A 19629-nucleotide genomic window follows, 5' to 3' on the forward strand; every position below is an offset into this window, starting at 1 on the left:
CGCCGCCCCCCTAGAGCGCCCGCTGCCGGGGCTTGAGCAGGTAGCGGAGCCGCTGGGAGAAGCTGGCGCAGACGGCCATGACCTCTTCCCGGGTGGCGGCCTCGATCTGGGCGGCCGCGTCCTGGGGGGACTGGGCGTCCCCCTCCAGCACCTGGCCCAGGTACCAGGGGTCCAGCTCGGCCAGGGAGTCCTCCATGGCGGTCATGCTGTTTTTCAGGTAGGCCTTGGCGTCCTGCAACTCCTCGTCGGTAAAGTTGCCGGCGGCCAGCTCCGCCAGTTCGCGGCGGATGCTCTCCTCGGCGCGGGGGACGTCCTTCTCGTCCAGCCCGCAGTCCACCGTCAGCACCCCGGTCACCCGGTTGAAGCGGGCGTCGCAGTAGTAGCAGAGGCTCTGCTTCTCCCGCACGTTGGCAAAGAGGCGGGAGAAGGGCGCCCCCCCGAAGATGGCGACGGCCGCCCGCACCGCCCCGTACTGCCCGGGGGCAAACCGGCGGGCGGGCAGGAAGGTCAGGGCCAGCTTGGACTGGGTGACCGAGAGGGCCTCCTCCACCTCCCTGGGGCCCTCGGTCGAGGGCAGCGGGGGGAGGGAGAAGACGGCGGGGCGGGGCGGCAGGCCGCCCAACTGCCGGGCAAAGACCTCGGCCGCGCCCGAGAAGTCGCCCCGGCCGCTGCAGAGGATCTCCACCTGGGCGCTCTCCAGCAGCCGCTGCAGGGCCCGGTAGAGGGCCGCCCCGTCCAGGGCCAGGACCGTCTCTTTGGTGCCCAGGCGGGAGCCGGCCAGGGGGGTCCCCGCATAGAGGATCTCCCGGCTGCGCCCCAGGGCGTAGGCCCGCTTGTTGTTGATCTCGCTGTCGATCTCCTCGCAGAGGTTTTTCTGCTCCACCGCCACCTCGTCGGGGAGGAAGGCGCCCCCGGGGGCGTTGGGCCGCAGCAGCATGTCGCAGAGGAAGTCGGCCAGTTCGCCGTTGATCTTCTCCCGCTTCCAGGCAAAGGCCTCGTCGATGGTCTGCACCGCCAGGCTCAACACCTGACAGCCCCCCAGGGTGGCGAGGGTGCAGTCGTAGTAGGCCCCGTAGAGGTCGTAGAGCTTGCGGTTGAGGGGGGCAAAGCCGGGGTAGCGCTCGCTCCCCCGCCGCAGCAGGTAGGAGAGCATCGCCCCCTGGGCCGACGCCTCCTCGCTGCGGGGGAAGCAGAGGTTGACGGAGATGCGGTTGCAGACGTAGCGCCCGTCCCCCAGGGTGGTGAGGGAGATCCCCTCGGCAAGGGTTTTTCGTTCCATGTATGACAGTCCTTCCGTTGTCTTTCTCAAATCCATTCGCTCACCGGGCCGGGCTGCCGCTGCCCATGATGGCCTGGGCCACCCGGACCCCGTCCACCGCCGCCGAGACGATCCCCCCGGCGTAGCCCGCCCCCTCCCCGCAGGGGTAGAGGCCGAAGGCCGCCGGGGAACAGAGGTCCTCCCCCCGCAGGACGCGCACCGGGGAGGAGGTGCGGGTCTCCACCCCGGTGAGGAGGGTGTCGGCCGCGTCAAAGCCGGGCAGCTTGCGCCCGAAGTCCCGCAGCCCTAACTGAAGCATCCCGTACACCCGGGGCGGGAAGAGGCGGGAGAAGTCGGCCGGGGCGACCCCCAGGGCGTAGCTGGGGGCCACCCGGCCAAAATTCGCCCCCGGCCGCCCGGCCAAAAAGGCGTCGGCGCTCTGGCAGGGGGCCCGGTAACCGCCGCCCCCCAGGGCAAAGGCCGCCCGCTCCAGCTGGCGCTGAAAGGCGATGCCCGCCCGGGGGTCCTGGCCGAAGTCCCGGCTGTCCACCCCGGCCACCAGGGCGCTGTTGGCGTTGGGGCCGCTGCGGGCGTACTCGCTCATCCCGTTGACCACCACGCCCCCCTCTTCGGAGGCGGCGGGGACCACCGTTCCCCCCGGGCACATGCAGAAGGTGTAGACCCCCTGCCCGTCCACCCGGCGGGAGAGCTGGTACTCCCCCACCGGCAGGTGGGGGTCCCCGGCCAGGTCGCCGTAGAGGCCCCGGTCGATGTCCCCCTGCAGGTGTTCGACCCGGACCCCCACCGAAAAGGGTTTGGGCGCCACCGGCAGCCCCTTGTCAAAGAGCAGCGCAAAGGTGTCCCGGGCGCTGTGGCCCACTGCCAGCACCAGCCGGGAACAGGGGATCTTCTCCCCCCCGGCGGTGCAGGAGACCACCCGGCCCCCGGCGATCTCGATTTCTTCCAGGCGGGTGTCGAAGCGGATCTCGCCGCCCAGGCGGAGGATCTCCCCCCGCACATTCCGCACCACCTGCCGCAGCCGGTCGGTGCCGATGTGGGGCTTGGCCCGGTGCAGGATCTCCTCCGGCGCGCCGAAGGCGGCCAACTGCCGCAGCACCCAGCCGCAGCGCTCGTCCCCGATGCGAGTGGTGAGCTTGCCGTCCGAGAAGGTGCCGGCGCCCCCCTCCCCGAACTGGACGTTGCAGGCCGGGTCCAGCTCTCCGGTGCGCCAAAACCGCTCCACCGCCACCACCCGGCGCTCCACCGGGGCGCCCCGCTCCAGCACCAGGGGGCGGTATCCCTGCCTCGCCAGGGCCAGGGCGCAGAACATCCCCGCCGGGCCCAGGCCCACCACCACCGGCCGGTGGGCCAGCGGCGCCCCGGCGGGGGCGAAGGCGGGCGGGGTCTCCCGCACCAGGCGCACCCCCTGCTCCCGGGCGGCGAGGCGCTCTTCCAGGGCGGGGTCGCGCAGCGCCAACTCGGCGCTGCAGACATAGCGCACCCGGTCGCGGCGGCGGGCGTCGAGGGAGACCTTGGCCAGGTGGCTCTCCGCCAGTTGGGCGGGTCTCAGCCCCAGGCGGCGGAGCGCCTTCTGGCAGGCGGTGGCCGGGTCCTCCCCCAGGGGGACGGGGATATTCTGCACCAAGATGGCCAAGGGGCGGCCTCCTCTCTCAAAAATCTCTTGTGGGCTTCCTATTTGGCGCTCACCTTCACCACTACTTCATAGCTGCCGGTGGGCCAGACCATGGCCCCGCTGGTGGTGGAGAGCTGCACCGGCACGTTGTACTGGCCGTTTTTCAGCTCGATGGACGAGCCGTCCACCTCGGCGACGATGTCGGTCCCCTCCAGGGCGTCGATGTCGCCGCGCAGCCCCACGAACTTCACCCCGTAGAGGCGGCGGGTCACCACCGAGATGTCGTAGTTCTCGGGGGCGTTGATGACGTTGATGTTGGAGACGGTGAAGCTGCCGCCGTCGTAGCGGCTGCCGAAGCTGACGGCCACCGAGTCGAAGTCGTCCAGGTTGACAAAGCCGGTGGGCAGCTGGTCTTGCACCTGGAAGGTGTAGCCGTTTTTGTAGTCGAAATCCAGCACGTTGACGTAGCCCAGGGTGATGGCGGTCATCCGGTCCACCGTCTCGGCGGGGCCGGCCACCTGGATGGCGGTCTCGCTCAGGTCGTACTGCAGGGCGCTGCCGTCCAGCCCGCTGGGCAGGTTGGTGAATGCCACCTTCAGGGGCAGGGTGGCCTTTTTCAGCACCGGGATGGTCACCTGCACCTTGGGGGTGTCGACAGAGAGGGTGCTGCCCAGCTCGATCTCGCTGCCGTCGGCGGCGTAGAGGCGGACCTCCGCCTCCACCTTGGCGGTCTTTGCCAACTTGGTGTCCTTGCCGTCCAGCCGGACCTCGGCCTTGGCCACCTGGTCCACCGCCGACTCGGGCCCCTTGACGGTGATCTCCTTGGGGTTGGCGGCGGAGGAGCCGAGGATGTAGCCCTCCTCCGCGGTGTAGCCGGAAACGGCGACGGACAGTTCGGTCTTGAGGGTCTTGACCCGGTCAAAGGTCAGCTCCACCTGCTCGGGGGAGACCGAGAGGATGGTGAAGTCGGCCGCCGAGTCGGCCTTTACCGCCCGCAGGGAGCAGGTGTACTTCCCCGCCTCGGTGACGCTGGTGAGCACCGGGTAGACCACGATGTCGGAGGGCTTGAGGGAGCCCACCACCTCGCGGCGGCCCTCCACCTTGACGCGGACGGTGCGGTTTTGCCCGTCCACCACGTCCAGCCCCACCGAGGACAGGGTCTCGTTGCTGCCGGAGATGGTGATGGGCACGTCGGAGACGGTGGTGGTGATGGTGGGGCTGATGGTGAAGGCCACCACGAACCAAAAGAGGATGGCCACCCCCACCGAGAGCACCTTCATGAAGCGGCTGTCGTCCATCAGCCGCTGAAAATCGAGTTTCTTCATCTGTGTTCCCTCCTGCCAAAGGGGAAGCGGCGTTTTTTCTGCTCGGCGGCGGGGGCCTGGGGCAGCAGCTCGTTGGAGAGCAGCCGCTGCAGGTAGTCGCGCTCGATGCCCCGGTGGAGGTGGCCGTCGCAGGCCACCGAGATGAGGCCGGTCTCCTCGCTGACCACCACCACCACCGCGTCGGAGTTTTCAGAGACCCCCAGGGCCGCCCGGTGGCGGGTGCCCAGCTCCTTGCTGATCTCAAAGTTTTGGGAGAGGGGGAGGAAGCAGCCCGCCGCGCAGACGCGGCCGTCGCGCATCACCACCGCCCCGTCGTGCAGGGGGGTGTTGACGAAGAAGAGGTTGCCGAAGAGCTCGACGCTGGGCTCGGCGTCCACCACGGTGCCGGTGGAGATGATGTCCCCCAGCTTGGTCTTCCGCTCGATGACGATGAGGGCGCCGGTCTTTTTGCCCGAGAGGATGTCGGCGGCGTCACAGACCACGACGATGGCCTTCTCCACCTTTCTGCGGGTGGCTTCGTCCACCGTGGAGCCGGAGGAAAAAAACCGCAGGCTGCGCAGCTTGGTGCGGCCCACCTTCTCCAGCGCGCGGCGGATCTCGGGCTGAAAGACCACCACCAGCGTCACCACCCCGAATTGGAGGATGGCGTTGAGGAGGAATTTCAGCGATTCCAGCCCCAGCTGGGAGGCCAGCACATAGGCCACCAAAAAGACGATGACCCCCTTGAGGAGTTGGGCCGCCCGGGTCTCCCGCACCAGGATAAAGGCGACGTAGACGATGTAAGAGACGATGGCCACGTCCAGAACATCCATGACGGTGATGGTCTTGATGACGCTGACCAGCGAGTCGAAAAACGTGGTGATGGCTTGCATGGATAAGCCCCCTTCTATGGCAAAGGTTACAGGGTGTTTACAGGGCGGGTCCCCCCGCCCTGTCGGGGGAGGGAGGGGTCTCGATGGGCAGCAGCAGGCAGACGCTGTGGGCGGCAATGCCCTCCCGGCGGCCGGTGAAGCCCAGGTGCTCCTCGGTGGTGGCCTTGACGCTGATGTTTTCCAGTTCGGTCTGCAGGTCGCCGGCCAGGTTGCGGCGCATCTGCTCTATGTATGGGGCCAGTTTGGGGGCCTGGGCGATGACGGTGCAGTCCAGGTTGCCCAGCTTGTAGCCGCGCTCCTTCATCATCTCCCGCACCGCCCGCAGCAGGGCGCGGCTGTCGGCGCCCTTGTACATGGGGTCGGTGTCGGGGAAGTGGGCGCCGATGTCCCCCAGCGCCAGGGCGCCCAGGATGGCGTCCATGGCGGCGTGCAGCAGCACGTCGGCGTCGGAATGGCCCAGCAGCCCCTGGTCGCAGGGCACGTCCACCCCGCCCAAAATCAGCTGCCGCCCCGGCGAAAAGGCGTGCACGTCGTACCCGTGCCCGATGCGGATCGCTTGCATCTCTACTCCCCCCTCACGGCCAGGATCTGCTCGCAGAGAGCCAGGTCTTCCGGCGTGGTGATCTTGATGTTTTGATAGCTTCCCTGCGAGAGGTAAACGCGCCGTCCGGCGCTCTCGAAGAGCTGGCAGTCGTCGGTGTAATCCCGCCCCTGGGCGAGGGCCTCCTCCATGGCGCGGCGGTAGGTCCCCACCTCGAAGATCTGCGGGGTCTGGCAGGCAAACAGGGTGGCCCGGTCGGGGGTGGAGTCGATGAAGCCGTCCTCCCCCCGCACCTTGATGGTGTCCTTCACCGGGACGGCGGCCGCCGCCCCGCCGTGGGCGATGGCGTCGCGCAGCACCCGGCGGATGAGGGCCTTGTCGCAGAGGGGGCGGGCCCCGTCGTGGACGGCCAGGTACTGGCAGCGCCCGTCGAGACAGGCAAGGCCGATGGCCGCCGACTGCTGGCGGCTCTCCCCCCCGCGGACGATCTGGCTCACCTTCGCCAGCCGCCAGCGGGCGCAGAGGTCGGCCACCTTGGCGATCGACTCCTCCCGGGTGACCACCACGATCTCGCCGATCTCCCGGCACTCCTCAAAGCACAGCAGGGCGCGGGCCAGACAGGGGATCCCCCCCACCGGGGCAAACTGCTTGTCGATCCCCTCCATCCGGCTGGCGCTGCCGGCGGCCACCACGATGGCCGACACAAAAGGCCGCTTCTCCCCCACGGCGCACCCCTCCTCTAAGCGAAAAAAAGAGGCCGCCCAACCGGCTGCAAAAGGGCGGCTCAAAACGCTCCTATACGCCTAACAGTATACTATAAAACCCCTGTCGTTTAAACCCCTGATTTTTCCTGTTCGCCAAAAGTTCACAAAAGCGGCGGCCCTTCCTTGGGCGAAATGACCCCGCCGCCAAAAAAGGGGGCGAAACTTTGGCCAAAGCCCCCATTGCCAGCCCCCGCCGCGGGCGGATATAGTGTTGTTGTGCGACCATTTCGCCGGCTGTGCGCCGGCCCGATAGAAGGAGCGAGTGACAAATGGACAAACAGCAGATCAAGGCGGCCGTCTGCGCGGCCATCGACCAAAACCGGGACAAGCTCATCGCCCTGGGCAAGGACATCTTCGCCCACCCCGAGCTGGGCTATAAGGAGACCCGCACCAGCGCCCTGGTGCAGCAGATGTTTGAGGAGCTGGGGCTGCCCTACCAAAACGGGTTGGCCCTCACCGGGGTCAAGGCTCGGGCCGCCGGGCGGGACCACCGTGCCACCGTCGCGGTGATGGGGGAATTGGACGCGGTGGTCTCCCCCCTGCACCCCAACGCCGACAAGCAGACCGGCGCGGCCCACGCCTGCGGCCACAACGCCCAGATCACCACCATGTTGGGGGCGGCCATGGGCCTTTGCCTCTCGGGGGCGATGGAGCAGCTGGACGGGGACGCGGTCTTCATGGCGGTGCCCGCCGAGGAATTTGTGGAGCTGGAGTACCGGGAGAAGCTGCTGCGCGACGGCAAGATCGAATTTTTGGGCGGCAAGCAGCAGCTGATCGCCGAGGGCGCCTTTGACGACGTGGACATGGCGATGATGGTCCACTCGATGCCCGGGGCCCCCACCCCCCAGTTCACCGCCGTGGGCGCGGGCTGTTCGGGCTTTGTGGGCAAACTGGTGAAATACCGCGGCAAGGAGGCCCACGCCGGGGCCGCCCCCCACGACGGCATCAACGCCCTCAACGCCGCCTGCCTGGGGCTGATGGGGATCAACGCCCAGCGGGAGACCTTCAAGGACGAGGACGGCATCCGGGTGCACCCCATCATCACCAAGGGGGGCGACCTGGTCAACATCGTCCCCGCCGACGTGCGCATCGAGACCTATGTGCGGGGCCGGGGGATCGACGCCATCGTCGACGCCAGCAAAAAGGTGGACCGGGCCCTGCGGGGCGGGGCCATGGCCGTGGGGGCCGAGGTGGAGATCGTGCAGCTGCCCGGCTACCTGCCCATCGACACCAACCACCAGATGGACGCCCTGTTCATGCAAAACGCCGCCGCGCTGGTGGGGGAGAAAAACGTGGTGGACGCCAGCGCCATCCCCGCCGGGGGCGGCAGCTCCGACGTGGGGGATCTGAGCCTGGTCATCCCCACCATCCAGCCGGTGGCCGGCGGCTTCAGCGGCACCGCCCACGCCATGGACTTTTTGGTCTGCGACGAGGAGATGGCCTACATCAACCCCGCCAAGATGATGGCCTGCACTGTGGTCGACCTGCTCTGCAATGGGGCCGAGGCCGCCTGCCAGGTCAAGGCCGAGTACAAGCCCACCTACACCAAGGAGACATACCTCGCCTTCTGGCGGGAATTCGTCAAGGCCCAGTAAAACATCCAACGCCCTTTGGCGCCCGCCGCCCCCCTTTTTTCGGGGGGCGACGGGCGCCTTTTTGGGCGCGTACAGGGATCCGGGAAGGACCCCGCGGGCAGACCAGGGAAAAAGCCCCTGCCCGCAGGGCCACCCCGAAGGCCGCGGCAGACCCGTCTCGGGGCGTTTTCCTCCCCCCAGAAAGAGGGGCCCACCGACAAGCGCAGTCCACCCCGCCCTTGCCCCTCCGCCAAAAAACTGGTAAAATAGGCGGACAAAACTGGAAGGGGGAAGCGGTGGATGGCCATTGTTTTGGAGACCGAACGGCTTGTTTTGCGGGAGATGGAGCAGGGGGATCTCGACGACTTGGCCCAGATGCTTCAGGACCCGCAGGGGATGCTGGCCTACGAGCACGATTTCACCCCCGAGGAGGTGCAGGACTGGCTGGACCGGCAGCGGGGCCGCTACGCCCGGTACGGCTACGGCCTCTGGGCGGCCTGCCGAAAGGACAGCGGCGAGATGGTGGGCCAGGCAGGGCTGACGTGGCAGCCCTGCGAGGGGACAGAGGTGCTGGAGGTGGGCTACCTCCTCAAGCGCCGGTGCTGGCACCAGGGCTACGCCCGGGAGGCGGCCGCCGCCTGTGTCAACTACGCCTTCACGGTCCTGGGGGCCGAGAAGGTGCACGCCGTCATCAAAGCCGACAACCTGCCCTCCATCCGGGTGGCCCGCGCCCTGGGGATGGAGCGGGAGCGGGCCTTTCTCACCCGCTATTACAGCGGCGAGCGGCTGCACTACCTCTACGCCGTCTGCCGCCCGCCCCAGGAGGGGTGAGGGGCAGAGAATGAAAAAGAGAGAGGGGGGACCAGTCGTCCCCCCTCTCTCTTTTGGGCGATCTTCGCATCTCCCCCATCAGCGCACGGTGCGCAGGGCCTCGATGAACTGGTCGGTGAGGACCGGGTCAAACTGGGTGCCCCGGCAGCGCGCCAGCTCCACGATCCCCTCCTCAAAGGTGCGCCCCTTTTTGTAGGGCCGGTCCGAGAGGATGGCGTCAAAGCTGTCCACCAGGGTGAGCACCCGCGACAGATAGGGGATCTCCTCCCCCTTCAGGCCGTCGGGGTAACCGCTGCCGTCATAGCGCTCGTGGTGGTGGCGGACCAGTTCGGCGGTGAAGGCCAAACTGGGCAGGTTTTGCAGGATGTAGGCCCCCTCCTCGGGGTGGCGCTTCATCTCCCCCCACTCCTCGTCGGTGAGGCCGATGGGCTTGAGCAGCACCTCTTTGGGGATGTTGATCTTCCCCACGTCGTGGACGTAGGCGGCGTAGACCAACTGCCCCGCCTCCTCCGGCGGGAGGGCCAGCTGCCGGGCCATCATGTCGGCGTAGTAGACCACCCGCTCGGTGTGGCCAAAGGTGTACATGTCCCTGGAGTTGACCACGGCGATGAGGGCCCTGATGGAGGCCAGAGCCTCCTCCACCCCCTCGCTCCCCTCCCGGGGGAACTGCTCCAGCAGCGAGACGTAGACCTCCACCCGGTTTTTGCGGAAGAACTTGGCCCGGTAGAGGGCGTCGTCCCCGCTGTGCACCAGCTCCTTGTAGTCCGCCTGCTGGGGGGTGCGGGCAGCCACCCCGCAGGAGATGGTCAGCCGCCCGCCGGGCAGCACCTCCTCCCCAGGGAAGGGGTGCTCCTCCACCGCGGCGCGAAGCCGCTCGGCCAGGGCGCGGGCTTCCTCCTCCCCCACCCCCGGGAGGATGAGGGAGAACTCCTCCCCGCCGTAGCGAAAAATCTGCTCCCCGCCCCCCAGCAGTTGGGTGAAGAGCCCCGCCATGGCCGCCAGGGCCGTGTCGCCGGCCTGGTGCCCGTGGCAGTCGTTATAGGTCTTGAAGTAGTCCACGTCGGCAAAGATGAGGGAGAGGGGCTGGTCCTCTTTCACCGCCCGCTCAAAACTCGCCTGCACCGCGTCGTAAAAGCTGCGGTGGTTGAGAAGGCCGGTGAGCCCGTCCACCCGCACCTGCTTCTCCAAGCTGGCGATGTACTCCTGCCGGATCTGGGAGTAAAAGCCCAGCGCCCAGGCGGTGACGATGAAGGCCCCGCAGAGGAGCAGGTCGTTTTGCATCTGCAGGTTGACCCCGCCCTGGGTGGGGGCCCAGATCGCGTCGATGGCCACGATCGCCAGGGAGCAAAAGGCCGCCAGCCCCAGGCCGACGCGCATCCCCGACTCGAAGGTGTAGCTGATGATGAGGAAGAGAAAGAGGATCTTGTACTGGCTCTCCCAGAGGCCGGTGACGGCGATGGCGAAGAAGAACACCCCCAGCATCAGCCCGCACTCCAGCGCCTTGCCCCAGCGCTGCTGCCGCTTGGTGGCCCGGCGCAGGTTGAAGAGGCAGAGGTAGATGGACGCGGCGATGGCAATGGCCGCCAGGGGGACATACCAGACGTAGGATGCAAACTCCGCCCCCGCATCCACCTGCCAGTAGGCAAACTGCAAAAAGGCGATGGCGGCAAAGAAGAGGGAGAGAAGCCGGACCGAGAACAGAAAATCCTGTATGTTGAGGCGATCTGTCTTTTTGTTTGTCATGTTTGCCATCCTTGTCATCAGCCCCCCTTTCTGCCCGGGCGCACAGGTCGTCCGGGCATCCGTCGTTTTTTGTCGCTGCTCTCTCGATTGTATGGCCGATGCGTGCTCCTGTCAAGGACAGATGTTCTGCAAAAAAGAGCCTTTCGGCTCTTTTTTGCGGTTCGCAGTCCTTGCCATCTTACTTGTTCAGGCAATCGGGTTCCTTCGGCTGGTAGAAAAACCACAGGCAAGCCGAAGAGGCCATCAGGGCCGCGGCTGCAGTTGCCAGCGCCGCCAGCGCTGCATACCACTTCTTCCCTTTCACGTCATGTCACCTCCTTTCCCGGCGGGCGCCGGAGCGCCCGCCAATCGCTTTGCCAGCCGCACCGCGGCCGGGGTGAGGGAGGCCGCCTGCCAGCAGATCGCCAGGCAGAGCGCGCCCCCGCAGCTCCTCCACCCGCCGCCGGCAAAGCCGCCGGCCAGGGAGAGGGCCGCCAAAAGGGAGGCCAGGGCCACCCCCCGCCTGCGAAAGGCGGCCCGCAGCCGCGCATCCCGCAGCCGCTTGTTGGGGTGATCCACCGGCGCCCAGAGGGAAATCGCCAGGATGGAGAGGAGGGAGAGGGCCGCCACCCCCGCCAGCCAGAGGGGGCGGGGCAAAGACAGGGGCAGGGCCCAGCCGGAGAGGAGGCCCATCCCCCAGCAGGAGAGGGCGCTCACCGCCCCGCAGAGAAAGGGGCTGGGCGCGTGGGCGCCGCCGCAGAGCCGCCGCAGCAGGGAGCCGCCCACCAGGGCGGTCAGCGCTTCCCCCAGGCGGCCGCTCAAGCCGCCCAGCGCGCCCACCGCCAGCAGGAGAAACGCCGTCTGAAAGAGGCCGAAAAAGCCGTAGGCCAGCACCTCGACGCGCTCCTGCGGGTAGGACAGGGCGCTGCCCACCCGCCCGGCCGCCCGCTGGGCGGCCCCTTCCAGCCAGCCCACCGGTCAGTCCCGCCGGGCGCGCCCGGCCCGCTTTTTCTTGAGGCCGTAAGCGCCCAGCAGCACTGCCGTCAACAGCAGCACGGTGGGCAGGCCGGCGACGGTCTTGTAGAGGCGGTCTTCAAAGACCACCCCCAGATCGCCGTGGAAGAAGAGCTGAAGGAGAAAGACGTTGACCGCCTCCAACAGGGCCAAAATCAGGGTGACGATCAGGCTGGACTTGATGGAGGTGAGCAGGTCGATCTTGCAGAGATAGGTGGCCAGGGAGATGAGGACGATGACGTTGAGGAGGATGTAGACGCCGTTGTTCAGGGGAAGGGCCCGGGTGATGATGGTGGTGATCACCAGCACCCCGGCGGAGAGGAAGTACTGCCGCCTCTCCACCGGCTGGCCGGCAAAGACATAGAGCCCGAAGAGGAGCAGCAGCACCTCCGGGATGTCGCGCAGCAAGAGTTCCACCAAAAAGATCATCTATCCCAACTCCTTTGAAGCGGCCTTCTGCGAGAGGTGGCGCAGGGTCGCGTAGACGGCCAAAAAGCCCATCACCCGCACCAGCACGTCCCCGATGCTAAGAACGCTGTAGCCGATGTCGATGTAGTCTGCGAGCACCTTCAGGCGGGTGCCGCTGTCCCCCAGCACGTGGATGCCGCCGCCCAGGTTGAGGTTGCGGCTGTTGACATACCCCGTCAGGTAGGAGAGGGTGGGAAAAACCGGCATCTTCCCCCCGTTGAGGCCCATGACCAGGTTGTTTAAAAAGCTGCCCAGAAAGACGCACCCTGCGCTCAGGAGACCCGCGTCCCAGAGCCGGTAGCCGATAAGGGGGAGGGCCAGGGCCAGCATGTAGCTGGTCTTGAGGATGGGGGCGTAGGGGATGAAGGTGTAGACCCCGCAGAAGACGCAGACCTGAAAGGCGATGGTGCAGAGTTCCAGCAGATAGGCGGGGTAGAGGAGCTTCGCCCGCCTGAGGCCGGCCGGGGAATAGCCCTTGCGCCGGGCCCACCAAACGGCGAGAAGAATGGTCTCGATCACGTTCAACCCGCCTTTCCCCGGCACTGCCGGCCCTGTTTCTCACCCTCTCATTATATCGGTCCCCCAGGCCCCCGTCAACAAAAATCCCCCGAATATCCCCTTTATGAGACAAATTGGGGGATTCCCTTCAAATAAAATTTCAAAATCACCGGTTTTCGCTGTTTCCCTCAAAAATGCGATAAAGTTCATCCAATTGGCGGCACTCTATCGCCCCTTTCTTTACTGCGGCTTTCCGCTTGCCCCCGCCCGCAAAACGCGGTATCATAGAGGGGCCAAAAGGCGGACATCGATTGCGGCGGCAGCCGCTTTAACAAGGAGGGCGCACCCATGGACAACAGGGCGCTGAAAGAGCGGGTATTGCAAACCATTGACGAGAACCGGGAGCGGATCATCGACGCGGGCAGGGCCATCTTCGCCCACCCCGAGCTGGGGTATAAGGAGCACTTTGCCAGCGAGCTGGTGCAGACGGTCTTTTCCGAGCTGGGCCTCCCCTACCAGACCGGGCTGGGACTCACAGGGGTCAAGGCCCGGGCCGCCGGGCGGGAGCACCGGGCCACCGTGGCCCTGCTGGGGGAGCTGGACGCAGTGGTCTCCCCCACCCACCCCTTTGCCGACGAGCGCTCCGGCGCGGCCCACGCCTGCGGCCACAACGCCCAGATCGCCGCCATGTTGGGGGCGGCCATGGGCCTTTGCCTCTCGGGGGCGATGGAGCAGCTGGACGGGGACCTGGCCTTTCTGGCCGTCCCCGCCGAGGAGTTTGTGGAGCTGGAGTACCGCCAGAAGCTGCGGGACGAGGGCAAGGTGGAATTTGCGGGCGGCAAGCAGCAGCTGATCGCCGAGGGCGCCTTTGACGACGTGGACATGGCGATGATGGTCCACTCCTACTGCTCCCCCGACGTCCGCTCCTCGGTGGTGGGGGCCCCCTCCTCCGGCTTTGTGGGGAAGATCGTGCAGTACACCGGCAAAGAGGCCCACGCCGGGGTGGAGCCGGAAAACGGGGTCAACGCCCTCAACGCCGCCATGCTGGGGCTGATGGCCGTCAACGCCCAGCGGGAGACCTTTAAAGACGACGACGGCATCCGGGTGCACCCCATCATCACCAAGGGGGGCGACCTGGTCAACATCGTCCCCGCCGACGTGCGCATCGAGACCTACGTGCGGGGGATGGACACCGACGCGGTGGTGGCGGCCAGCGCCAAGGTCAACCGCGCTTTGGAGGCGGGGGCCTACGCCGTGGGGGCCCGGTGCGAGATCAAGGAGCTGCCCGGCTACCTGCCCATGCGCCAAAACCCCGACCTGGACCGGGTATTCCTGCAAAATGCCCGCGCCCTGCTGGGGGAGGAGCACGTCATCGACGCCACCGTGGGCCCCAAGATGGGGGCCGGCTCGTCGGACATGGGGGATCTCAGCCACGTGATCCCGGCCATCCACCCGGTGGCGGGGGGATTTTGCGGCAGCGCCCACGCCAAGGACTTCGCCATCTGCGACGAGGAGATGGCCTACATCCTCCCCGCCAAGATGATGGCCGCCACCGCCGTCGACCTGCTCTGGGACGGGGCGGCAGAGGCCCTGCGGGTCAAGGAGAACTTCGTCCCCAAGTACACCAAGGAGAGCTACCTCCAGTTCTGGCGGGAGTTTGTGGGGGAGTAAGGCGCACCTTCCCGCAGAGCCGGGCAACTGCAAAAAACGGCGCTCCCCCAGCGGGAATGACTGGCAAGCCGCCCGGACAAACTGAGAGGGACACAGGCAAACTTCTTGAAGGAGGGCGGCAGATGGGACGGCAGACGGCGGCGCAGATGCCCTTTTCCAAAATTTATCCCCTGCTCGTCAACAAGGCGGTGAGAAAGGGGCGCGCCAAGGGCGAGGTGGACGAGGTCATCCGCTGGCTGACCGGGTACAGCCAGGGGGAAATCGACGCGCTGGCCGCAGGAGAGGGCAGCTATGCCGCCTTTTTCGAGAACGCGCCCCGGATGAACCCCAACCGGGAAAAAATCAGCGGCACCGTCTGCGGCGTGCGGGTGGAGGCGGTGGAGGACCCCCTCCTGCAGGAGATCCGCCGCCTGGACAAACTGGTGGACGAACTGACCAAAGGCCGGCCCCTGGACGCCGTTTTGCGGGCATGATAGAGGCCTCACCGGCAAAGAGCTGCTCTGCTGTGGCATCAGCCCTCAAAGGGCACCGCACAGGCCCAGCCCCGCAAGGAGCGCCGAAATCCCAGTCCCGCATTCCGCGCGCTGCCACCGGCAGCCCGGCAGCCCCGGGGACTATTTCGCTTCATCTATAACCCAAAATCGCTTTTCCTGTTGCGTCTTCACGCGCTTTTTTTCGGGAAGCCCTCTGCGAAAGCAATATGACTTCCCCGGAAGGGCTGGGGAGTGGGGCGCTAAAGCTATAAAAAAAGAGGGGCGACAGCAAATTGCTGTCGCCCCTCTTTTTTATTTCTTGTTGTCCTCTTTGAGGATGTAGACCGGCCGGCGCTTGGTCTCCAGATAGGTCTTGGAGAGGTACTGCCCCAGAATGCCCAGACAGAGCAGCTGGATGCCGCCGATGAGGAAGATAAAGCACATCATCGAGGGGTAGCCCGCCACCGGGTCGCCCCAGACCAGGGTCTTGACGATGACCACCACGATCAGGATGGCCGCCAAAAAGCAGAAGAGGACCCCCATGAGGGAGGCGATGGCCAGGGGGGCGGTGGAGAAGGCGGTGATGCCGTCGATGGAGTAAAGCAGCAGTTTCCAGAAAGACCACTTGGTCTCCCCTGCGACCCGCTCCACATTCTCGTACTCCAACCACTTGGTGGAGAAACCCACCCAGCTGAAGATTCCCTTGGAGAAGCGGTTATACTCGCTCATGGAGAGGATGGCATCCACCATCTGCCGGGTCATCAGCCGAAAGTCCCGGGCGCCGTCCACGATCTCGGTGTCGGAAATCTTGTTGATGAGCTTGTAGAAGAGCCGGGCGAAGAAGGAGCGCACCTTGGGCTCCCCCTTGCGGGTGACCCGGCGGGTGCCCACGCAGTCGTACCCCTCCTCGGCGATGCCGCGATACATCTCCTCGAGCATCTGGGGCGGGTCCTGCAAGTCGGCGTCCATCATGGCCACGTAGTCGCCGGTGGCGTGCTGCAGCCCGGCGAAGATGGCCGCCTCCTTCCCAAAGTTGCGGGAGAAGGAGAGGTAGCGCACCCGCTCGTCCCCCGCCGCCAACTCCTTGAGCACCCCCAGGGTGCCGTCCTTGGAGCCGTCGTCCACAAAGATAAAGGAGAAATCCACCCCGTAGGCGGCCTTCATCCGCCCGGCCACCTTGCAGATTTCCGGGTAAAAATAGGGCAGGGATTCCTGCTCGTTGTAACAGGGAACCAGTACGGTGATCTCGCTCATGCTGTCTCTCCATCCTTCTTTTTAAAAATCCACAGCTTGCTGAACAGGTAGTTGAGGACGATCACCACCACATTGGAGGCGATCTTCACGACCAGGTCGGGGCAGGCCAGCCGGGTGACAAACAGCCACATGATCCCCATGTCCAGGGCGCCGGAGAAGAGCCGTGCCGCCACAAAGGAGCCGAATTCCCGCGCCAGATGACGGGCCCCGAAATCCCGGTTTTCAAAGACCCAGAGCTTGTTGGTCACATAGGCAAAGAGGACCGACAGCACCCAGGCCCAGACGTTGCTCCCCATCTCCCCCATCCCCACCAGCCGGGTAAAGGCCGCGTAGGTGACGATGTTCACCAGGGTGGTGAGGGCGCCAAAAATCAGGTAGAGCAGAACGTCTTTGTACTTTTTCAGCAGGTCTTTCAATCAAGTATCCCCCTCATTGGCAGCATTGAAGCCAGCCGCACCGCCAGCACCAAAAGGGAGTCACCTCCCCCTTTTCCTTCCCAGAATTTCTGTTCATTATACCAAAAAAAGGCGGTTTCCACAACCGCCTTTTCCCTGCCGAAAACCCTATTCCACCGATTTGAGGCTCTCCACCATATCCACCTTTTTCAGGTGAAAGTGCATGGCCAGGTTGACCAGCACCGCGAAGAGGATGGTCAGCGCCGCCGAGAGGAGGTAGCTGAGGGGGGCCACCGTCCGCCCGAACATGATGGTGTCGATCTCGGCGGTGGTGATGACAAACCGGTGCAGCCAGATGCCCCCCAAAAGCCCAGCCACGGTGCCCATGAGGGTGAGGGCCACATTCTCCCGGAAGATGTAGGCCGAGACCTCCTTGTCGTAAAAGCCCAGCACCTTGATGGTGGCGATCTCTCGCAGCCGCTCGGCCACGTTGATGTTGGTGAGGTTGTAGAGCACCACAAAGGCCAGCGCCCCGGCCGAGACGATGAGCACCAGCACCACGTAGTTGAGGCTGGTCACCGTGTCGCCAAAGCTGTTTTTGATGCCGCTGGTGTAGCTGATCATCAGCACCCCGTCGTGCTCCAACAGCGCCCCGGAAAGGGCATCCTGCCCCTCCTGCCCTGGGTCGTCCATCTGCAAGAGCAGGGTGTTGGGGCGCATCTCCTCCCCAAAGACCTGCCGGTAGTAGGCGGGGGAGAGGTAGAGGTAGTGGAAGGCGTAGTTCTCGGTGATCGCGGCCACCTTGACCGGGAGCTGCTCCCCCGAGTCGGCCACCAGGAAGATCTCGTCCCCCGCCGAGACCCCCATCAGGTTGGCGGCCTTTTCGCTGAGGACCGCCCCCTCGTCGGTGAGGGGGATGGGCTCGTGCCCCTTGCGGGTGCGCAGCACGATCTGCTCGCCCAGCCGCTCCGGCTCCTCGGGCACCACCAGGGTCAGTTCCAGCTGGCGGCTGTCGCTGCCGGCGGTGACCGACTTCTCGCGGGCGTACTGGTGCGCCCCCAGCCCCAACTGCCCGGCCAGGAGGACATCGAAGTCCTCTCGGTCCTCGGCGAGGGTGTCCTCGTCAAAGACCACCTGCCCGTCGTAGACATCCAGTTCGCCGAACTGGATGCTGACGATGTCGGAGATGGAGTCCTTCACCCCAAAGCCCGCCATCATCAGCGCGGTGCAGCCGGCGATCCCCAGCACCGTCATGGCGATGCGCTTTTTGTAGCGAAAGAGGTTGCGCACTGTCACCTTGCCGATGAAGCTCAGCCGGTCCCAGACAAAGCCCACCCGCTCCAACAGCACCCGCTTGCCCGCCTTGGGGGCCTTGGGCCGCATCAGCTGGGAGGGAGTCTCCCGCAGCTCCTTGACGCAGGCGTAGAGCACTGCCAGGGCCGCACAGGCCGCCGACCCCAGGGTGATCCAGAGGAGGTAGTCGAGGCGGATGGGGGCGATGACCTTTGTCATTCGGTACATGATGGCATAGGCGTTGAAGATGACGTTGGGGAAGAGGAGCAGCCCCCCCACGATGCCGAAGACCGCCCCCAGCACCGCCGCCGTCACGGCGTAGAGCAGGTACTTGCAGATGACCGCGCCGCTGCCGTACCCCAGGGCCTTGACGGTGCCCGCCTGGGTGCGCTGCTCCTCCACCATCCGGGTCATGGTGGTCAGGCAGACCAGGGCCGCCACCGCGAAGAAAAACACCGGGAAGACAAGGGAGATGGCGTCGATGCGGTCGGCGTCGTCGGCAAAGCCGGAGTAGCCCACGTTCCCGTCCCGGTCGTAGAGATACCACTTGGGCAGGGCGATGTCCGCCAGTTTGGCCCGGTTCTCGTCGATCTCCTCCTGCCCGTCGGCGATCTGGGTGGCAAAACTCGCCTTGGCGCTCTCGTACTCGGCGGCGCCGCTGCGGTACTCCCGCTGGCCCTGCTGGTACTGGGCCAACCCGGTCTGGTATTTCGCCAGGCCCTGCTGGTAGTCGCTCTTGGCCTTTGTCAGGTCGGCCCGGGCCTGGTCGAGTTGGGCCTGGCCGTCCTTTTTGGCGGCGGCCAGGGCGGCCTCCCCCTTGGCCAGTTGGGCGCGGCCCCCGTCCAGTTGGGCCTGCATCCCCTGTATCCGCCCGGCCAGGGCCTGGTACTGCGCCTGCAGTTCCGGCGGCAGCTGGGCGGGGTCGCCCATGGCGGCCAGTTGGCCCTGCAGGGCGGCGATCCCCTGCTCCAACTGGGCCAGCTGGCTGCGGGATTGCTCCAGTTCGGCCTGGCCGGCGGCGACCTTCTCGTCAAAGGCGGCCTGGTTTTGGGGGATGGCCGCCTCCCCCGCCGCGATTTGGCTCTTGGCGTCGGCCAGCTTTTTCTCGCTGGCGTCCAGGGTGCTCTTGGCGCTCTGCAGCTCGGCGGCGGCGCTGTCGAGCTTCTTCTTGGCCGCGTCCAGTTCGGCCTGCCCGTCGGCCCTGGCCTGGTCCAGTTCGGCCTGGGCGTCGTCGAGTTTGCCCGCGGCCTCCTCGTAGATCTCGTCGTAGCGGGCCTGGGCGCGGGCCTCCCCCACCCCCTCGAGGCGGGTCTTGGCGTCGGCCACCAGCTGGCCGTACTCCTCCCCAAAGCAGTCCAGCTCCGCCGCCCCCTTGAGGGTCAGGTAGGCCTCGGTGTAGTAGTCGAGGACAAAGGCCTCATCGGGGATGAGCAGCAGGTCGTCCACCGTGCCGCTGCCGATGCTGGTGGTGCCCATGGAGAAGGTGATGTAGAGGGGGCACTGGGCGACCCCCACCACCGTGTAGCTGCTCTCCCGCAGGGTGTCCGACAGCGCCTCCCCCTCCTTGCCGGGGGAGAGGGTCACCGTGTCGCCGATCTGCAGCCGCCGGCTCAGGTGGCCGCCGTACTGGATGAGGCACTCGTTCTCCGCCTCGGGCAGCCGCCCCTCCATCAGCCGGGGGGCGTTGATCCCCCCCTCTCCCGGCAGCCCCAGCACCTTGATGACGCTGGATTTCTCGCCGTCGTGCACCAGGGTGTCCACCGAGTGGGCCGGCTCCACCGCCTTGACCATCTCATCGGCCTCCAGGGCGGCGATGTCGTCCCCGTTGAGTCCGTAGGTGGAGAGGGCCTTGATGTCCATCAAATCCTGCTCGTCAAAATAGGCGTCGCCGGTGAGCTTCATGTCCGGCCCGGTGGCCTTGATCCCCGCAAAAAAGCCGGCCCCCAGGGCCACGATCAAGAAGATGGAGAAAAACCGGCTCTTGGTCTTGCGCACCTCCCGGAAGGCGTCCTTCCAGAGGGCGGTCTTGCGCTGTCTCTTCAC

General features: G+C 66.2%; 18 protein-coding genes. 4 read left to right on the forward strand and 14 right to left on the reverse strand.

Annotated elements, in window-relative coordinates; all coding sequences use genetic code 11:
• Window positions 1-10 precede the first annotated feature (10 nt).
• From KQI11_RS06275 to ispD, 6 genes are read right to left on the reverse strand one after another with little or no spacing between them, the layout of a single operon-like run.
• Window positions 11-1279: a M16 family metallopeptidase gene (locus KQI11_RS06275; RefSeq protein WP_216401497.1), complete on the reverse strand. Its 1269-nt coding sequence runs from the start codon at window positions 1277-1279 to the stop codon at window positions 11-13.
• A gap of 40 nt (window positions 1280-1319) precedes the next feature.
• Window positions 1320-2912, reverse strand: a complete 1593-nt coding sequence (locus tag KQI11_RS06280; protein ID WP_216401498.1) for an NAD(P)/FAD-dependent oxidoreductase — start codon at window positions 2910-2912, stop codon at window positions 1320-1322.
• Window positions 2913-2950: 38 nt separating this feature from the next.
• Window positions 2951-4216: a CdaR family protein gene (locus tag KQI11_RS06285; RefSeq protein ID WP_185914680.1), complete on the reverse strand. Its 1266-nt coding sequence runs from the start codon at window positions 4214-4216 to the stop codon at window positions 2951-2953.
• A complete protein-coding gene (gene cdaA / locus KQI11_RS06290) occupies window positions 4213-5088 on the reverse strand; it encodes a diadenylate cyclase CdaA (protein WP_216401499.1) in 876 nt (291 codons plus the stop codon). Before cdaA ends, KQI11_RS06285 begins: the two co-directional genes overlap by 4 nt.
• Window positions 5089-5125: 37 nt before the next feature.
• Window positions 5126-5650 (reverse strand): 2-C-methyl-D-erythritol 2,4-cyclodiphosphate synthase, encoded by a 525-nt coding sequence (gene ispF, locus KQI11_RS06295; protein WP_207721183.1) that lies wholly within the window; start codon window positions 5648-5650, stop codon window positions 5126-5128.
• A gap of 2 nt (window positions 5651-5652) precedes the next feature.
• A complete protein-coding gene (ispD, locus tag KQI11_RS06300; protein ID WP_185914678.1) occupies window positions 5653-6354 on the reverse strand; it encodes a 2-C-methyl-D-erythritol 4-phosphate cytidylyltransferase in 702 nt (233 codons plus the stop codon).
• Between the two features lie 308 nt (window positions 6355-6662).
• Here ispD and KQI11_RS06305 point away from each other — a divergent pair, with 308 nt between their 5' ends.
• Complete coding sequence (locus KQI11_RS06305) at window positions 6663-7988, forward strand: amidohydrolase (protein ID WP_216401500.1); 1326 nt, start codon at window positions 6663-6665, stop codon at window positions 7986-7988.
• Window positions 7989-8267: 279 nt separating this feature from the next.
• The gene (locus KQI11_RS06310) at window positions 8268-8798 is read left to right on the forward strand and encodes a GNAT family N-acetyltransferase (protein WP_286172590.1); all 531 of its coding nucleotides are present in this window, start codon (window positions 8268-8270) and stop codon (window positions 8796-8798) included.
• Between the two features lie 78 nt (window positions 8799-8876).
• On the opposite strand, the gene KQI11_RS06315 is transcribed toward KQI11_RS06310, so the two are convergent.
• The 5 genes from KQI11_RS06315 to KQI11_RS06335 all read right to left on the reverse strand — a co-directional run bounded on the left by KQI11_RS06315 (window position 8877) and on the right by KQI11_RS06335 (window position 12521).
• A complete protein-coding gene (locus KQI11_RS06315; RefSeq protein WP_216401501.1) occupies window positions 8877-10541 on the reverse strand; it encodes a bifunctional diguanylate cyclase/phosphohydrolase in 1665 nt (554 codons plus the stop codon).
• Between the two features lie 178 nt (window positions 10542-10719).
• Window positions 10720-10845 carry a cyclic lactone autoinducer peptide gene (locus KQI11_RS06320; protein WP_044993103.1) on the reverse strand — a complete coding sequence of 42 codons (126 nt, stop codon included), beginning with the start codon at window positions 10843-10845 and terminating at the stop codon, window positions 10720-10722.
• Complete coding sequence (locus KQI11_RS06325) at window positions 10842-11495, reverse strand: accessory gene regulator B family protein (protein ID WP_216401502.1); 654 nt, start codon at window positions 11493-11495, stop codon at window positions 10842-10844. Before KQI11_RS06325 ends, KQI11_RS06320 begins: the two co-directional genes overlap by 4 nt.
• 3 nt (window positions 11496-11498) lie before the next feature.
• Window positions 11499-11963, reverse strand: coding sequence for a hypothetical protein (locus KQI11_RS06330; RefSeq protein WP_216401503.1), 465 nt, complete (start codon window positions 11961-11963; stop codon window positions 11499-11501).
• Window positions 11964-12521, reverse strand: a complete 558-nt coding sequence (locus KQI11_RS06335) for a DUF5317 family protein (RefSeq protein WP_185914673.1) — start codon at window positions 12519-12521, stop codon at window positions 11964-11966.
• Between the two features lie 327 nt (window positions 12522-12848).
• On the opposite strand from KQI11_RS06335, the gene KQI11_RS06340 reads away from it, so the two are divergent.
• Together KQI11_RS06340 and KQI11_RS06345 are read left to right on the forward strand one after the other, a co-directional pair.
• A complete protein-coding gene (locus KQI11_RS06340) occupies window positions 12849-14171 on the forward strand; it encodes an amidohydrolase (protein ID WP_216401504.1) in 1323 nt (440 codons plus the stop codon).
• A gap of 122 nt (window positions 14172-14293) precedes the next feature.
• Window positions 14294-14644 (forward strand): DUF2200 domain-containing protein, encoded by a 351-nt coding sequence (locus tag KQI11_RS06345; protein WP_216401505.1) that lies wholly within the window; start codon window positions 14294-14296, stop codon window positions 14642-14644.
• Window positions 14645-14956: 312 nt separating this feature from the next.
• On the opposite strand, the gene KQI11_RS06350 is transcribed toward KQI11_RS06345, so the two are convergent.
• The 3 genes from KQI11_RS06350 to KQI11_RS13455 form a co-directional block, all read right to left on the reverse strand.
• The gene (locus KQI11_RS06350) at window positions 14957-15898 is read right to left on the reverse strand and encodes a glycosyltransferase family 2 protein (protein WP_216401506.1); all 942 of its coding nucleotides are present in this window, start codon (window positions 15896-15898) and stop codon (window positions 14957-14959) included.
• Window positions 15895-16314 carry a GtrA family protein gene (locus tag KQI11_RS06355; protein ID WP_243164209.1) on the reverse strand — a complete coding sequence of 140 codons (420 nt, stop codon included), beginning with the start codon at window positions 16312-16314 and terminating at the stop codon, window positions 15895-15897. The genes KQI11_RS06350 and KQI11_RS06355 overlap by 4 nt, the downstream gene beginning before the upstream one ends.
• Window positions 16315-16461: 147 nt before the next feature.
• Window positions 16462-19629 (reverse strand): FtsX-like permease family protein, encoded by a 3168-nt coding sequence (locus KQI11_RS13455; RefSeq protein ID WP_216401507.1) that lies wholly within the window; start codon window positions 19627-19629, stop codon window positions 16462-16464.

The sequence above is a fragment of the Acetanaerobacterium sp. MSJ-12 genome, assembly GCF_018917875.1.
GTDB lineage: Bacteria > Bacillota > Clostridia > Oscillospirales > Ruminococcaceae > Bittarella > Bittarella massiliensis.

Bases quoted from the DNA above. Each gene is read 5' to 3' on its own strand.
- KQI11_RS06345 (WP_216401505.1), top strand. From the start codon at position 14,294: ATGGGACGGCAGACGGCGGCGCAGATGCCCTTTTCCAAAATTTATCCC.
- KQI11_RS06330 (WP_216401503.1), bottom strand. From the start codon at position 11,963: ATGATCTTTTTGGTGGAACTCTTGCTGCGCGACATCCCGGAGGTGCTG.
- cdaA (WP_216401499.1), bottom strand. From the start codon at position 5,088: ATGCAAGCCATCACCACGTTTTTCGACTCGCTGGTCAGCGTCATCAAG.
- KQI11_RS06340 (WP_216401504.1), top strand. From the start codon at position 12,849: ATGGACAACAGGGCGCTGAAAGAGCGGGTATTGCAAACCATTGACGAG.
- KQI11_RS06285 (WP_185914680.1), bottom strand. From the start codon at position 4,216: ATGAAGAAACTCGATTTTCAGCGGCTGATGGACGACAGCCGCTTCATG.
- KQI11_RS06310 (WP_286172590.1), top strand. From the start codon at position 8,268: ATGGCCATTGTTTTGGAGACCGAACGGCTTGTTTTGCGGGAGATGGAG.
- ispF (WP_207721183.1), bottom strand. From the start codon at position 5,650: ATGCAAGCGATCCGCATCGGGCACGGGTACGACGTGCACGCCTTTTCG.
- KQI11_RS06275 (WP_216401497.1), bottom strand. From the start codon at position 1,279: ATGGAACGAAAAACCCTTGCCGAGGGGATCTCCCTCACCACCCTGGGG.
- KQI11_RS06315 (WP_216401501.1), bottom strand. From the start codon at position 10,541: ATGACAAACAAAAAGACAGATCGCCTCAACATACAGGATTTTCTGTTC.
- KQI11_RS06350 (WP_216401506.1), bottom strand. From the start codon at position 15,898: ATGAGCGAGATCACCGTACTGGTTCCCTGTTACAACGAGCAGGAATCC.
- KQI11_RS06305 (WP_216401500.1), top strand. From the start codon at position 6,663: ATGGACAAACAGCAGATCAAGGCGGCCGTCTGCGCGGCCATCGACCAA.